12 protein-coding genes and 1 tRNA gene are annotated in these 15,446 nt (G+C 61.3%); 5 read left to right on the top strand and 8 right to left on the bottom strand.

Annotation, left to right across the window (positions count from 1 at the left end; all coding sequences use genetic code 11):
* Nucleotides 1-18 precede the first annotated feature (18 nt).
* Genes ACFSM5_RS08300 through ACFSM5_RS08270 form a run of 7 tightly spaced genes read right to left on the bottom strand, consistent with a single transcriptional unit; the run spans nucleotide 19 to nucleotide 7,571 of the window.
* Complete coding sequence (locus ACFSM5_RS08300; RefSeq protein WP_379875855.1) at nucleotides 19-1,890, bottom strand: ABC transporter ATP-binding protein; 1,872 nt, start codon at nucleotides 1,888-1,890, stop codon at nucleotides 19-21.
* A complete protein-coding gene (locus ACFSM5_RS08295) occupies nucleotides 1,887-2,768 on the bottom strand; it encodes an ABC transporter permease (RefSeq protein ID WP_379875854.1) in 882 nt (293 codons plus the stop codon). Before ACFSM5_RS08295 ends, ACFSM5_RS08300 begins: the two co-directional genes overlap by 4 nt.
* A complete protein-coding gene (locus ACFSM5_RS08290; RefSeq protein ID WP_379875853.1) occupies nucleotides 2,765-3,703 on the bottom strand; it encodes an ABC transporter permease in 939 nt (312 codons plus the stop codon). Before ACFSM5_RS08290 ends, ACFSM5_RS08295 begins: the two co-directional genes overlap by 4 nt.
* Nucleotides 3,700-4,821: an NAD(P)/FAD-dependent oxidoreductase gene (locus tag ACFSM5_RS08285; RefSeq protein ID WP_379875852.1), complete on the bottom strand. Its 1,122-nt coding sequence runs from the start codon at nucleotides 4,819-4,821 to the stop codon at nucleotides 3,700-3,702. Before ACFSM5_RS08285 ends, ACFSM5_RS08290 begins: the two co-directional genes overlap by 4 nt.
* Nucleotides 4,818-6,197: an FAD-dependent oxidoreductase gene (locus ACFSM5_RS08280; RefSeq protein WP_379875851.1), complete on the bottom strand. Its 1,380-nt coding sequence runs from the start codon at nucleotides 6,195-6,197 to the stop codon at nucleotides 4,818-4,820. The genes ACFSM5_RS08285 and ACFSM5_RS08280 overlap by 4 nt, the downstream gene beginning before the upstream one ends.
* Nucleotides 6,194-6,451 carry a (2Fe-2S)-binding protein gene (locus ACFSM5_RS08275; RefSeq protein WP_379875850.1) on the bottom strand — a complete coding sequence of 86 codons (258 nt, stop codon included), beginning with the start codon at nucleotides 6,449-6,451 and terminating at the stop codon, nucleotides 6,194-6,196. Before ACFSM5_RS08275 ends, ACFSM5_RS08280 begins: the two co-directional genes overlap by 4 nt.
* A gap of 34 nt (nucleotides 6,452-6,485) precedes the next feature.
* Complete coding sequence (locus ACFSM5_RS08270; RefSeq protein WP_379875849.1) at nucleotides 6,486-7,571, bottom strand: NAD(P)/FAD-dependent oxidoreductase; 1,086 nt, start codon at nucleotides 7,569-7,571, stop codon at nucleotides 6,486-6,488.
* Between the two features lie 92 nt (nucleotides 7,572-7,663).
* Here ACFSM5_RS08270 and ACFSM5_RS08265 point away from each other — a divergent pair, with 92 nt between their 5' ends.
* Nucleotides 7,664-8,572: a LysR substrate-binding domain-containing protein gene (locus ACFSM5_RS08265; protein ID WP_379875848.1), complete on the top strand. Its 909-nt coding sequence runs from the start codon at nucleotides 7,664-7,666 to the stop codon at nucleotides 8,570-8,572.
* Between the two features lie 86 nt (nucleotides 8,573-8,658).
* On the opposite strand, the gene ACFSM5_RS08260 is transcribed toward ACFSM5_RS08265, so the two are convergent.
* Nucleotides 8,659-10,152, bottom strand: coding sequence for an ABC transporter substrate-binding protein (locus ACFSM5_RS08260; protein WP_379875847.1), 1,494 nt, complete (start codon nucleotides 10,150-10,152; stop codon nucleotides 8,659-8,661).
* Between the two features lie 912 nt (nucleotides 10,153-11,064).
* On the opposite strand from ACFSM5_RS08260, the gene ACFSM5_RS08255 reads away from it, so the two are divergent.
* From ACFSM5_RS08255 to ACFSM5_RS08240, 4 genes are all read left to right on the top strand, one after another.
* Nucleotides 11,065-11,141 (top strand) — tRNA-Arg (locus ACFSM5_RS08255).
* Nucleotides 11,142-11,512: 371 nt separating this feature from the next.
* The gene (locus ACFSM5_RS08250; RefSeq protein WP_379875846.1) at nucleotides 11,513-12,004 is read left to right on the top strand and encodes a sigma-70 family RNA polymerase sigma factor; all 492 of its coding nucleotides are present in this window, start codon (nucleotides 11,513-11,515) and stop codon (nucleotides 12,002-12,004) included.
* Between the two features lie 92 nt (nucleotides 12,005-12,096).
* Nucleotides 12,097-13,095, top strand: coding sequence for a FecR family protein (locus ACFSM5_RS08245; protein ID WP_379875845.1), 999 nt, complete (start codon nucleotides 12,097-12,099; stop codon nucleotides 13,093-13,095).
* Between the two features lie 116 nt (nucleotides 13,096-13,211).
* A complete protein-coding gene (locus tag ACFSM5_RS08240; RefSeq protein ID WP_379875844.1) occupies nucleotides 13,212-15,446 on the top strand; it encodes a TonB-dependent receptor in 2,235 nt (744 codons plus the stop codon).

Raw genomic sequence — 15,446 nt, 5'->3', positions numbered from 1 at the left:
ATGAATGGCCCGGCGGGGTTATTCCGTCAGGACGAGATGTCCTGGCGAAACCTCGCGATAGCTGCGCTGGGGCGGCACGAAGTTGGTCGGGCGGATGGGGCTTTTCAGCTCGTCCGCCTGCATGTTGCGCTTGATCGAACGGCGCGACGGATCTGGCACCGGCACCGCCGCCATCAGCTTCTTGGTGTAGGGATGCTGTGGGTTGTCGAACAGGGTCGCGCGCGGGCCGATCTCGACAATCTCACCCAGATACATCACCGCCACCCGATGGCTGACCCGCTCCACCACCGCCATGTCATGGCTGATGAACAGGAACGCGAGATTCAGGCTCTGCTGCAGATCGAGCAGCAGGTTACACACCTGCGCCTTGATGGATACGTCGAGGGCCGAGACCGCCTCGTCGGCAATGATGAGCTTTGGATCCAGCATCAGCGCACGCGCAATCGCGATACGCTGACGCTGACCGCCGGAAAACTCGTGCGGATAGCGCGTCATCATATCGGGTAGCAACCCGACCTTCTCCATCAGCGCCGCAGCCTTGTCGCGGGCCTGCTGGCGGCTACCGAAAGCGTGCTGAATGAATGGTTCAGTTAAAGCCGATCCGATGCTCAAACGCGGATTGAGCGAGGCATAGGGGTCCTGAAAAATCATCTGGACCGAACATCGCATCTTGCGAAGCGCGGCACTGCCCAGTGTCATCATGTCCTGACCATCGACCATCACCGTGCCGCTGTTCGGATCGATCAGGCGGATGATCGAACGGCCCGTGGTCGATTTCCCGCATCCCGATTCGCCGACCAGCGACAATGTTTCCCCCCGCCGCAGATCGAAGGAGACTTTTTCGACCGCATGCACCGCGCCGACCTTGCGTCCAAAGGGGCCGGAGCGGATGTCGAAGCGGGTCGTGAGGTCGCGTACCTCCAGGATCGGGGCTTTCTCCCTGGCGACCGTATCGACGGCGTCGGCCAGCGGCTTCTGATCGCCCGTCTCGATGTCGATCACCGGGAAGGGCAGCGGCAGCCTGCTGCTTGCCATGGATCCAAGCCGGGGAACGGCCGACAGCAGTGCGCGCGTATAGGGATGTTTGCCGCGATGGAAGATATCGTCGGTGTCTCCCATCTCCACGGCATCGCCGCGATACATGACGATGGTGCGATCGGCAACCTCGGCCACCACACCCATGTCATGGGTGATGAAGAGGACCGACATCCCCTCCTCTTCCTGCAAACTCTTGATAAGGTCGAGGATCTGGCCCTGGATCGTCACATCAAGCGCGGTGGTCGGCTCGTCCGCAATCAGCAGCTTGGGACGCGAGGCCAGCGCCATGGCGATCATCACGCGCTGACGCATCCCGCCGGAGAACTGATGGGGATATTCCTCGAACCGCTGTTTGCCGTTCGGAATCCGCACCTTTTCCAGCAGCCGCAGCACCTCGGCCTTCGCTTCGGCATTGGAGATGTCACGATGCACGGTCAGCGCTTCGGCGATCTGCCGACCGATGGGCAGGATCGGATTGAGCGAGGTCATCGGCTCCTGAAAGATCATCGAGATCTCGTTGCCGCGCACCTGACGCATCTGTTCCTCGGGCAAGGACAACAGATCCCGGCCTGACAGCATCACCTGGCCTTCAACCTTGCTGGAGCGGTCCGGCAGCAGCCGCATGATCGAGAGCGAGGTCACGCTCTTGCCAGAGCCCGACTCGCCGACGATGGCGACGGTTTCCTTGGGGGCGACATCGAAGGAAATATTGTTGACCACCGTCCGCCAATCACCGTTCGCCCTGAAAGAGGTCGTCAAGTTCCGAACGGACAGCACGGGGGTTGCGGCACTGGCGGCATGCGGCGCGTCGGCAGTCTGAAGCCGCATCGCATTGGCTTGTGTCAAAGTCATCCGCGGCTCCTGGTCTTGGGATCGATGGCATCGCGCAGCGCATCCCCGAGAATATTCAAAGCAAGCACCGTCAACAGGATGGCAAGGGACGGAAAGACCACCAGCCACCAGGCGCTCAGAATGTTTTCAAAGCCTTCGCGGATCATGCCGCCCCAGGTCGGGGTCGGCGGCTGGACACCCAGCCCGATGAAGGCCAGCGACGCTTCGGTGCGAATGGCCGACGCCATCCAGAGCGAGGCCACGACGACGATGTCGGACAGAATATTGGGGAGGATATGTACCCCCATGATCCGCAGGGGCGTAAAGCCCAGGGACCGGCCCGCCTCCACGAAATCGCGACGCTTTACGGCGATGGTCGGCGCTCTTGCCACACGGGCGAAGGGGGCTGCCTCGGTGATCGCGATGGCGATGATCAGATTCTCGAAGCTCGCCCCCAGCATCGCCGCCACCATCAAGCCCAGCAGCAAGGTCGGGAACGACAGCATGACATCGACGATGCCCATGACGATCTGGTCGAACAGACCGCCGATGTAACCCGCCAAGATCCCAATGGTCGATCCGACGATCATGGCGATGAGGACTGACAGAAAGCCAATCGCTAGCGAGATACGGGCGCCATAGAGCAGACGGGACAGCACGTCGCGGCCATAGCTGTCCGTGCCGAGCCAGAAGTCGGCCGAAGGCGCCGCCAGCCGGAAGAGGATATTCTGCTTCAGCGGGTCATAGGGCGCGATCAGCGGGGCGAAGATGGCCGCCAACACAATGCACAGCAGCAGACCGATGCCGATCCAGGAGAAGCGGTTGCGCCGCAGGGCGAGCAACACCGGGTTCGCTTGCCGCTCAGACGAGCCGTTGGTAACAGCGACATTGGTCATCATGAGTAGCTCACTCTGGGGTCAACGAAGGCATAGACCAGATCGGTCACCGTGTTGACGAAGATCACAAAGGCCGCGAAGACCACCATCAGGCCCTGGAGCATGGCGTAGTCGCGGGACTGCAAAGCGCCGAGGATCAGCTTGCCCAAGCCCGGCCGCGTGAAGACGATCTCGGTCAGCACCGAATTACCGATCAAGGTCCCGAAATAGAGGCCGACGACCGTCACGATGGGAATGAGCGCATTGCCCAGGGCATGGCGCAGAATAAGCGTCCGGGGCCGCACCCCCTTAGCACGGGCGGTGCGGATATAATCCTCGCCCAGCACTTCCAGCATGGAGGAGCGCGTCACGCGGGCGATATAGGCCGTCATGATCAAGCCGAGGTTCAACGCCGGCAGGATGAGATTGCGCAGATGATCGATAGGGTCCGCCGCCGCACGGCTCATGACCGGCAGCCACTGCAGCCAGACCGCAAAGGCGAGCAGCATCAGGATCGCCGACACAAAGCCGGGAAACGACAGGCCGACCAGCGACAGAATCCGGCTGACGTAGTCGGGCCACTCATTGCGGCGGCAGGCGGCGACTACGCCTAGAGGGACGCCGAACAAGGTTCCGACCACCATCGCGGCCAGGGCCAGTTCAAGCGTATAGGGCAGCACCTGAGCCACCTCTTCCAACACCGTCCGCCCGCTGCTGGAGGAGCGGCCAAAATCGCCCGTCAACATGTCGGAGACGAAACTTAAGTACTGAACCGCAATAGGCTGATCGAGCCCCAGTTCCGCCCGCAAGGTCGTCAGGGTCGCCTGATCGGCGCGATCCCCCAGCATGGCGACCGCCGCGTCCCCCGGTACCAGCCGGACCAGGATGAAGACCATGGTCAGCATGGCGAACAAGGTCGGGATCGCCAGCAAAAGCCTTCGGATGACATACCCAATCATGCTGCAACCTTTTCAATGGCGACCCGGCGCGGATCGAACGCGCTTAGGTCGTGATGTGTTTTTCCTTCGCAGACCAGATCGGCCAGCAGCCGTCCCACCGACGGCACCAGCTGAAACCCATGCCCCGAGAAGCCGAAAGCATGCACCAGACCTTCCACCACGTGTGAAAAGCCGATCACCGGAACATGATCGTCCGTCATGGCCTCCATCCCGGCCCAGGTCCGCACGATCCGAACGCCTCCCGTCGAGGGGAAAAGCCGTACCGCTGCCTTGACCGACGATGCCAGGGCCACGACATCGACCGACGCCGACTGCCTGTCCGCCGCCAGCTTCCCCTGCGAGCCGCCGCCGATCAGGAGCGTGCCTTGCGCGGTCTGCTTGAAGGATAGTTTCTGTCCGTGGGAACTGACCACCGGAGTAATCCGCGCCGCTGCCCGCTCCGTCACCACCATCATGGAGGTGCGGATCGCGTGGCGCAGCGGATCGCCCGCCATCAGGGCAACCTGATCGGACCAAGCGCCTGCCGCATTGACGATTGTCTTGGCTTCGATCGGCCCGCGCGAGGTGGTGGCCTGCCAGTTCCCCGACCGCCGTTCCAAGGCCGTCACCAGACATTCCTCGAGAATCTGAACCCCTGCCTTGAGCCCCGCATCCCGAAAGGCCCGGATCGCCCGGTGCGGATCGGCTGAACCATCCGTCGACACCCAGGCGCCCCCTAAGCAATGGGGCGCGATATCGGGCACCAGAGACCGGATCTCCTCCGGCCCGATCAGGCGCTCGTGGGTATAGCCTTTCGCGGTCAGGCGCTCGATCCGAGCGGCGATAACCGCCAGGGAGGCCTCGGTCTCCGCGACCTGGAGCTGACCGCAAGCCACAAAGCCACAGTCGTCGCCGACCAGGTCATCCAGCCTGTGCCAATCCTCGGCGGCTTCGAGGCTCAAGGATAGCTCGACCGGATCGCGCCCTAGCGTCCGCACTCCCGCCGCCGTGGCGCCCGACGCATGCCGTCCGGCGAAATGCCGCTCGGCCACGATCACGGAAACGCCGCGTCTCGCCATCTGGAGGGCGGCAGACAGCCCATGCAGACCGCCGCCGATAATCAGAACGTCTGCCTTCATGCCACCCCCTCTGCATCATTCAAGGATGCGATCTCTCCAAGCGTCACCGGCTTCAAGGGCGGGCGGATGTTGAAGAAACTGACGTCCCCGACGGGCAACCCATGAACCTCGGCCACAAGAGATTGCACCGAATAGCCGCATTGCCGCCCCTGGCAGGGTCCCATGCCACAGCGGGTCGCGGCCTTGATTGCATTGGGGTCGGGAGGACTGGAGCGGGCTGCTTTGCGAATTGCCCCCGCCGTCACCTCCTCGCACCGGCAGACGATCACATCGTCTTCCAGCTTTCTCTGAGGTGGCGGATAGGCGGCATCCAGGAAGGGGCGCAAAGCAAGCGCACGGGAGCGGCGCTCATCGAGACGAGCCTCGCGTCGCAGACCATCGCTATCCGTAGTTAACCCGAGGCGGGCGGCAATCCCCAGGGCCGCGATCTCTCCGGAAACAGTGGCAGCCGTCCAGCCGCCGATGGAACTGGCATCTCCCGCCACGAACAGCCCTTCGCGGCTGGTCTCGCCCCACCTGTCGAGCTTGGGCGCGAAATAGCGCTGTTCGTCGTTCCAGTCATGGGCACAGCCCAGGGCCAGGGTTTCATGGATCCGGGGGACGATGCCTTCATGGACCAGCAGCACATCGGCGTCGACCTGCTTGCGTGCTCCCCCGGCCTGCCAGCTGAGCGATTGCAGGCGACCATCGCCTTCGGCGCGCAGATCGCTGAAATCGCGCACCATCAGGCCGCTTTTGCGCAGATCGCGCAGCCAGCGCAGACCTTTGGCAAGCCCCCCGAAGTCCCGCCACGCACCCGGCAAGCGCGCCAGTGCCGACAGCTTGGGCCGGGTGGAGGTATCGAGATAACCAGCGATCTTCCCTCCAAGGTTCAGCAACTGGGTCGCATAGAGCAGCGGCAATGGGCCTGCCCCGGCGATCCAGACTTTGCCTTCGGGCAGCATGCCGCCCGACTTCAGCAGGATCTGCGCCGCGCCGACGGTCATGACACCCGGCAGCGTCCAGCCCGCGAACGGCACCGGTCGTTCCTGGGCACCATTGGCCAGCAGGATTGCACGGGCCGTCAACCGCCGTGCCTTGCCTTCGGAGGTCAGGAACAGGCTCCAGCCCTCCTCGATCTGCCAGACCTGATTGCCGGGCAGATAATCGACCCCGGAGGCACGGAATGCCGCCGCGAGCGCCTGTCCCTTATGATAGTCCGCCCCCAAAGCTTCGAAGACCGGCGTATTGACGTTCCGCTCGATCCCACGCCAGATCTGCCCGCCGGGCGAAGGCTGTTCGTCAACCACCGCCACCTTGGCGCCCAGGGCGCTCAAACGCACGGCGGCGCTCATTCCGGCGGGGCCTGCGCCAACGATCACGACATCGTAGGTCATTGCGAAATCTCCCGCGCGCCGCGCTGGCTCTCGATCCGCATCCCCGGTTTGACGGGCACGAGGCATCCTTGTGTCGAAGCGACCCCATCCACGATGGCCAGGCATTCGAAACAGACGCCCATCTGGCAGTAAGGCAGGCGCGCAGCCCCGCTGACCGGCGAGCTGCGACCGGCACCCGGCACCCGCAGCATCACGCTGGCAACCGTCTCGCCATTCCAGGCGGGCGTTTCGACGCCGTTGACCAGGACAATCATGTCCGACTGCCTCGCCCCCGTTTGCAACACGCTTCTAAGCATCAAATCTTCCATTCGAAAAAGCAGACAGGTCGGCCTTCAACCGGCCTTCGAGCATGGCGGGGGCGACGATTGCAGCATGAGCCGCCGCCAGCGTGATCCCGGAGTGGCAGGCGGCGGCAAACAGCCCGGGATGATCCGCCGACTCGGCATAGATCGGCGATCCATCCGGCGGCATGACGCGGAACCCGCTCCATTGGCGGACAAGCCGCGCAGATTTCAGCGCCGGGATAATCCGGGTTGCCCGGGTGGCCAGTCTGGTTGCCGATGCGACCGTCACGCCCCTGTCGGTCTCGTCTTCCTTGGTGGCCCCGATCATCACGGTGCCATCGGCGGTCTGACGCAAACCGCTGCCGGGAAACGGCAGGATCGGCTCGATCCGTTCCGTCACCAGCAACTGCCCCCGTTCGGAGTGCAGCGGAATGGTGAAGTTCAGAGGATCAGTCAGCGAGGGGGTCGCCAAACCTGCGGCAACGATAACTTGTTTGGCCTTGAATTCCTCAGACGCCCCTTCGACGGTGAAACCATCGGCAGCTGGCGTGATCGCTTTCACCGGATTACGGAACAGAATGGTCCCGCCATGCACGGCGATTCCGCGATGGAGCGCCGCCAGAAGCTGGAGCGGATTGACGTGTCCGTCGCTCTCGCAATAGCTCGCGCCCATCACTTCGGGACCAAGTTTCGCAGCAGGCAGCATGCGGTCGAGTTCCGCCCGCTCCACCATGCGTGTATCCGCATTGCCCATGCGCTGGTTCAGCGCCGTGCGGGCATCATATTCCGCCTGTCCCAGACAGAAGACCAGACCGCCCGGACGGGCGTAATCGACCCGCACCTCGGTTGCGTCGGTCAGTTCCCGGAGAAATTCTGGCCAGAGATCCGCGCTCTGGCGGGTCAGCTGATTATAGTCGGGCGCATTCGCCCCTTTGCCCTGTACCCAGACAAGGCCGAAATTCGCGCGGGCTGCACGAAGATCGCGATCTTCCCCATCCAGGACCATCACCCGACGTCCCTGCTTGGCGATGCCATAGGCTAGCGCTGCGCCGACAACACCGGCGCCGATTATTATGACCTCTGCGTCCACGTTATTGTCCCCTTCCTCTTGTCCAGCTTAGGAAGTGCAGGTAGAGAGTCAAAGTCGCTCTTTTGCCCGCCGTATTCACAGGGGTTATACGCATGAGAAATCCTAGCCTGCGTCAGCTCGAAGCCCTGATGGCCGTGATCGAAGCAGGCACGGTAAGCCGTGCCGCCGAGGCCTTGCGCATCTCCCAGCCCGCTGCCAGCAAGCTGATCCAGGACCTGGAAGCCGACACGGGTTTGCAGCTGTTCGAGCGGGACAGCGGGCGCCTGGTGCCCACCGGTCGGGGCATGCGGCTTTACGAGGAGGTGGAGCGTATCTTCGGCGGCGTGAACCAATTGGCCCGTGCCGTGGATGCCATCCGGCGCGAGGAGCACGGCCATCTGTTTGTGGGCGCCATGCCCGCGCTCTCAGGACCGTTCATGAGCCGCGTGGTCGCCAGCTTTCAGGCCCGTCACCCCAATGTCTTTCTGTCCGTGGAGACCCTGGCCTCGCAATATCTGACTGAGGCTGTGTTGCTGCGCCGCCTGGATGTCGCCCTGGTCATCAGCGGGTTGGAGCACCCTTCGATGGTCGTCGAGACGCTGCAGACTCCACCCGCCGTGGTCGTGCTTCCCCTGGGGCATCGGCTGTGCGCCAAGAGCGAACTGACGCCCGAGGACGTGGCGGGCGAGCCCTTTGTCGCCTTCGGCCCCTCCGGCATGACGCGCAGAAAGGTGGATGCGGTCTTCAAGGCGCACGAACAGCGCCTGAATGTCGTGATCGAGGCTACCAGCGCCCCGAATGTCGCTGAATTTGTCGCCGCCGGGATCGGCATTACTATCGCCGACCCGCTCTCCATGGAGTTTGTTGCCGGTCGGGTCGCCGTGCGCCCGTTCCTGCCGGCGCTATACATCGAGAATCAGATGATCAGGCCCGTTCGGGCGCGAAATAGCGGATTGGCCGCCGACTTCGTTGAGGAAGTCCGCGCCGCCGTTCAAAAGCCTATGATCCCCTCGGTCCAATAAAAAAACCCGGCCCACGGCATTTCCTTGAAACCAAGAAGATGCCGGGCCGGGAAGTCGGTTGGGGGAGTTATGGTTGGGGAGAGATATCAGCGTTTGAGGGTAGTCTGCTCGGTGATCGGCGGAGCCAGATTGAGCGAGCCCTTCATCTCGTAGCCGTAGTTCAGCGCCTTGTTATGGACCCAGACCTGCATCAGGCTGAACAAGGGGATGCCGCACACCTGCTCGTGGATTTTCTTCTGGGCAGCCGCCCAGATCTTCAGCCGTTCCTCGTCCGTTGCCGCCAAGCGCGCTGCTGAAATTTCGGCATCGGCTGCATCGCAATGGGCGAAATTCGTGACCGCCGTGGGTTTCCCCATCGCCGCATCCGAGTGATAGAACTGGCTAAGATAGCTGTCCGCCACCGGGTAGCGCGCGGCGCCATAGAAGATAAGGTCGCTGGCATCCTTGCGGATCTGTTCGTGATAGGTGGGATGGTCGACCACCTTCAGTTCCAGCGTCACGCCGACTTCGCCAAGCTGGGCCTGGAGGACTTCCATGATCGGCAATTGTGCCGAGTTGGACGAGGTCACCGCCGTCAGCTTCAGGCCCTTGGCTTGCCCCGCCTCCTGCAGAAGTTTCTTAGACAGGGCCGGATCATACTTATAGGCCCAGGTGCAATCCTCGCCGAGATACCCTGACGGCACGACCGAACAGCCCTTGAGACCGACGCTCTTGCCGACGAACTGGACAATCTGATCGACATTGACCGCATGGGCGATGGCTTGGCGAACCTTCAAATTGTCGAGCGGCGCATGCTTCAGGTTCAGGAACACGGTGCGATATTCGCCGGGCGCGAAAATATCGACGACAGCATTCTCCCAATTCTTGGCCTGATCAACCCAGCGCTGCTCCCGCTTACCATAAAAGAGATCCAGCTCGCCCGACCGGAACGCCAGATCGCGGCTGGAGTCAGAGGGAATGAGATCGATGCGGATACCATCCAACTTCGGCGCCCCCCGGAAGTAGCCGGGGAATGCCTTGAGATGCACCGCCTGCTGGGTTACCGAGCGCTCGAAACTGAACGGACCAGTCCCAATGGGATTGCTCTTGAAGTCGGCGCCCAACTTCTCGACAGCTTTTTTGCTGACGATATTGCCACCGTGGTAATTGGCGACTAGGCCCAGGAAGCCCGGAACAGGCTCGCTCAGCGTGATCTTGACGGTCGAAGGATCGACGGCCTCGATTGTCTTGAAGGCGGCATAATCGCTGGAATAGGAGGAAACTTTCGCATCCTTGGCCCGCATCAGCGAAAAGACCACGTCCTCGGCCGTCAGCAATCCGTAGTCGCCATGAAACTTGACGTCCTTGCGCAGATAGAAGGTCCAGACCAGGCCGTCAGGCGATGAAGTCCAGCGCTCGGCCACATCGGGCTCGATCTTTGAGGGGTCTGCGCTACCCGGCGCGAAGCGGACAAGGCCGCTGAACATCCAGGACACAATTGCCGTGTCTTGAGTCTGCGTTGCCCGCATCGGATCCAAGGTGGAGATATCGGCAGCCGCCACCCCAACCTTAAGAGTCTGTGCCGCCGCGACCTGCGGCATTGCTGCACCAAGCAATAACGAGAGCGTTAAAGTAGTAAAAACCCCGACGTGCGCCCTTTTAGACATTTATGGCCTCCGCTTTTTTGGTTCGGTCCAGTTAATTGGAGGGGACTATAAGTGTCAAAGTCGCTATTTTGCGAGGCGCATTCAGCCAGGTTATACTGAAGTCTTATCAGTCAGATCGGGGCGCCGTGGCTTTGACTGCCCTACCCTTTAAAGCACTTCATCGCGGCCACCGAGCCGGAAATCCGACCCGATAAACCGCGGTGAAGTTGGTTCGATTGACCAAGTTCGTCGATCAGCCGAACTGGTCACCGATGTGGGGCACCAGATGTTCGACCGTCGAGCCAACGTCGGTGTAACCAGTCCCATCGGTATCGCCGTCCGTCGTCGCATTCTGGATCGCCCTTGCTACTGCCGATTTGGGCGGCGCTCTAAGGGCCCGCGATGTTTTCGCTGTTATTGGACTTCTTCTTGGTGGCGATGCTCGCTTCCTTACGCCCACCAAAATACTTGGATAACAAAGAAATAATACTAATGTTAAAATCCGTCCCCATGCAACTCTCATGAAATAATAACCACTGTAAATTATATAGAATATATTTTTATTCAATGAGATTTGAAACTATAATATTTTATATTTATGATTTTAAATAAAAAAATAAAATAATATTTCATAAATCATCCCACAAAATACACATCAGCAAAAATCCTATTCTTTAGCTTAAGCCCGCTCCGAAAAGCCCCTCCCCTTCAAAGCAGCACGACTCAAACACGGCCAATTTTATCAATTCGTATCAACAAGTTAAGCGCTGAAAGCGGCGCACGCCAGAGGCATAACCATCATAAGCTTGCAGCGGGCAATTCGATCCGCTAGTGTCCGGCCAAGCCGATAAGGCTTGCTCTGGCGATGCACCCGTAGCTCAGCTGGATAGAGCGCTGCCCTCCGAAGGCAGAGGTCGTACGTTCGAATCGTATCGGGTGCGCCATTTCCATTAAAATCAGTCTGCTTGAGGACCGACGGCTTTTGGACATCGGCGAAAAATCGTCGATTGGGGCAAGGAAACGCAGGCTTGGCCTCGTCGCGGATCATTGAGACCCGGCCAATCGATCCAGAGGCGTGGGACGCCCCAGACGATACTCGCGAGCCAATTGACTTCGAACGGCCATCCAGTCGATCGAGGCGACGCATCCCTATTCCAATATAGGATATATCCATATCCGGTTAGGGCCGGTTCAACCGAGAGCAATTCGCAATTATCCCAATCCGCACCGCCCGGTCGTTGTGGCGAGCTTGCGTTCGTCAAACAACAATGATATTAATAACCATTATCATTTAATAGGATTTCATACGCGGCTCATGCTGGATCTTTTCACCGCACATCGCGGCAGGCTGGTGAATTATGCCTACCGGATCGTCGGGGATATGGCCCATGCCGAGGATGTCGTGCAGGAAGCCTATCTGCGCCTCGACGCCGCAGCAGCCGAACAGTCGCTAGGGGATCCTGCAGCCTATCTCTATCGGATCGTGCGCAACCTCTCGCTCGACATCCGACGCCGCATCAACCGCGAGCGCGACCGCATGGTCGACGACGGCGATGATGCGATTGGTCAGATCGAAGCGGACAGCCCGTCTCCCGAAACCGAGGCTGGAGATCGCGCGGATCTGCGGATCATAGCCGAGACTATCGCCGCCCTGCCCCTCCGGTCCCGCACCGCCCTGGAGATGCATCGTTTTGGCGGCTGCACCTTCCGCGAGATTGCCGATCACCTTGGCATTTCAGTCGGTCGCGCACACTCGCTGGTCATCGAAGCCCTTGAACATTGCCGCCAGCGGCTTTACGGCAAGTAATGCGCAGACCGTCTGAACATTCACAGGACCAGAGCGTCCTTAAGACAGAGACCGCACGGACAGGTCTGTCGGAAGGGGAGTTGCGTTCGGATATGAGGGACATCAGCGAACCGGGTACGGCCGCCGAATGGCTGGTCGCTCTGCTCGATGCACCGGACGATTCCGGCCTGCATGCCCGCGCCGTTCGCTGGCTTGAAACCGACCCGGCCAACCTCATCGCCTGGGAAGAGATCGCCCGCACCTATGAGCTGCTGGGCATGACGGTGCCGCTACATCGCGACAGCTGGGCAACCGCAGCCGCAAACAGCAAAGGCCCCCGCCCGCTCCCCGATATCGCCCACCGCTCCACCCTCCCCACAGCCCGTCACCCAGGACGGAGACGATTGGTCATCGGTTGGGCAGCCGCCATCGCGGCCTGCGTCACTGGCTTGCTGGTTTCCGGCCAGGTCGCACGCTGGACCGCCGATTATACAACCGGCACCGGCCAGACCCAGGCTGTCACGCTGGCGGATGGCAGCAAGATCCGCCTTGGTCCGCAGAGCGCTCTCTCTGTCACCTATTCATCCGGCGACCGTCGGGTGCACCTGCTGTCAGGCGAGGCTTTCTTCGATGTGACGCCGGATACGACCCGCCCCTTCCGGATCGAAACCGAAGCTGTCGAAACATCCGTACTGGGAACTTCCTTCGAAGTACGCCGGGAAGATGCGGCGACTCATGTTGCAGTTCGTAGCGGCACGGTCAGCGTCAGGAACGGCGCCTCAACCACTGTCCTTCAGGCGGGCGACTGGCTCCATGCTTCCTGGTCCGGACAACAGGATCAGGGGAAGATGCCGACGACGGATATCGCGGCCTGGCAGGATGGCTATCTCATTGCCAAGGACCGCCCGGTGCGTGCGGTGATCGAGGATTTGCGTCCCTATTTCGACGGCATGCTTCTGCTGCGGGGCGATAAGCTCGCTGAACAGCCACTGACCGGCGTCTACAAGCTGTCTGACCCCTTTGCCGCCCTTCAGGCTGTGGCCGCGACCCAGGGCGCCAAGATCACGCGCATCACCCCCTGGATCACCGTCATTTCCGAAATCGAAAAATAGTTAAGTTTTTTTTTGAACACCGCCCCCGGTGCCGTCGTCCTTAGATCATGCACCTTTATTGCGTCGCAATCGCAAAAGATCGCGACGATATTTCACGCTGGGGAGCGACAAGAAAGATGATCCGGGGAACGGTTGAGAAGATGGTGGGCCTGCGTCTGGCGGCCTTGGCGGTATCGACAGCGCTGGGAAGCACGATGATCCTGGCGGCGACCGCCACCACCGCCGTCGCGCAGCAGGCTGCACAGGTGCCCTTCAGCATCCCCGCGCAATCCCTGCCGGATGCTCTGGCCTTGTTCGGCCGTCAGGCTAATCTCCAGGTCAGCGCGCCTGGCGATCTGGTGCGCGGCGCATCCAGCACTGCTGTCTCGGGGACCATGGCACCGGATGCCGCCCTGCGTCAGTTGCTTGGCGGCACAGGTCTGACCTTCCGTATCGGCAGCAACGGGACGGCGATCATCGAGCGCGCCCAGCAGAGCAGCGCGACGACGCTGGCACCGCTGACCCTGGAGGGCCGCCGGGTCGAGGATAAACACGCAGGTGCAGCCGACCGTGAAAACTCCATCGTGGTGGATAGCGAAACGCTTGCCCGCCGCAACGCCCCGACCCTGAAGCAGGTCTTCGCAGGTCAGACCGGCGTGTCGGTCGGCGGCGCCCAGCAGATGAGCCAGAAGGTCTATGTCCAGGGCGTGGAAGAGACCAACCTCGCCGTCAGTATCGACGGCGCCCGCCAGAACAACAAGGTCTTCCACCATAGCGGCACCAACCTGATGGATCCGTCGCTGCTGAAGATGGCGCGCGTCGATCCGGGTGTCGCCCCAGCGGACGCCGGTCCCGGCGCGCTGGGTGGTGCGATTGTCTATGAAACGGTCGATGCAGCCGACCTGCTGGCACCCGGTCGTTCGCTGGGCGGCTTCCTGACCAGCAGCTATGAGACCAATGGCGATACCTTCACCAAGGGCGCGTCGGTCTATGGCCGTGCGGAAGGCTTCGAAGCCATCGGCTTTGCCAATTTCGCCGATGGCAACAGCTATCGCGATGGTTCGGGTCAAAAGGCCCTGGGCACCGCCGCCAACCTCGACAGCTACCTGCTGAAAGGCGCCTACGAGAGCGAAGGCGGCCATCGGCTCGAGCTGTCGGGCGAGAAGGTCGTCGACAAGGCTTTCCGCCGCTTCCGCGCTAATATCGGTAGCCTTCTGCCGCCGACGGCCCCGCTGCGCCTTTACGACATGGAACGGCAGAACTACGCCTTCAATTATAATCTGACCAAGCCGGTCGGCATCTGGGATCCGAAGATCACTCTCGGCTACGGCAAGACCGAGCTGGGCGTTCCCCAGCCATGGGGCAGCGTCGGCGATACCAGCAGCCTGTCCGGCAAGATCGAGAACAGCTTCCACTTCCGCACCGCCGATACCGTGACGGTGGGTGCCGATTTCTATGATGACGAGGCCCGTTACCGCGAACCCGGCACCGAGATCAGCGAAAAGGCCCGCAACTACGGTCTTTATGCCCAGGCGCGTCTTGTTCCGGTCGAAGATCTGCGCCTGTCGTTTGGTCTGCGGGGCGACACGCACAAGTTCGAAGGGGTCGATGGCTCCGAGATCACCCATTCAGGCCTGAGCGGGAACATCTCCGGCGCCTATGACATCTTCAAGATCGTCACCCTGAAGGCGGGATATTCCAATGTCTTCGGCGGTATCGCCCTGGCCGAAAACTTCATCATGAACCCCGGCTGGTCCTATGTCGCCGGGATCGATCCGGTCCGCTCGAACAACTACACCCTGGGTTTTGAGGTCAATCACCAAGGCTTCAGCTTCGGTGCAGGCGTCTTCCGCAGCGACTTCAAGAACGCCCGCAACGAAGCCTTCGGCGGTGGCCCCAGCATCACCAGCAACTTCAAGACCGAAGGCTATAGCCTGTCGGCAGGTTATAACTGGGGCAGCGGCCTTGCCCGCATCTCCTATACCGACACGGACTTCAAGGTCGGCAATACCAGCGGCGATTCGGACTTTGGCCAGTATTTAGCTACCCCGGTCGGCCAGTTGATCGCGCTTGAGGCCTTCCATCGCTTTGACAGCATCGGCCTGACCATTGGCGGCTCCGTCGACGCCGCGCTGCAGAACAATGATCCCAAGGATCAGGGCCTGCTGCCGCTCAAGGGCTATACCGCTGTCGGCCTCTATACTGAATATCAGCCGACCATGGCGCAGTATCTGACCGTCCGTCTCGAAGCCAACAATCTCTTCGACGAGACCTATGCCGACCGTGCTACCTATGGTCAGGAATTCTCCAACGTCCGGCCGCTTTATGAACCCGGCCGTTCGTTCCTGATCAAGGCCAAGCTGACCTACTAA

This window comes from Lacibacterium aquatile, from assembly GCF_042683105.1.
In the GTDB taxonomy this organism is placed as follows: domain Bacteria; phylum Pseudomonadota; class Alphaproteobacteria; order Elsterales; family Elsteraceae; genus Lacibacterium; species Lacibacterium aquatile.
Note: the sequence above shows the minus strand (reverse complement) of the source record. Positions and strands in the feature narration are given on the sequence as shown.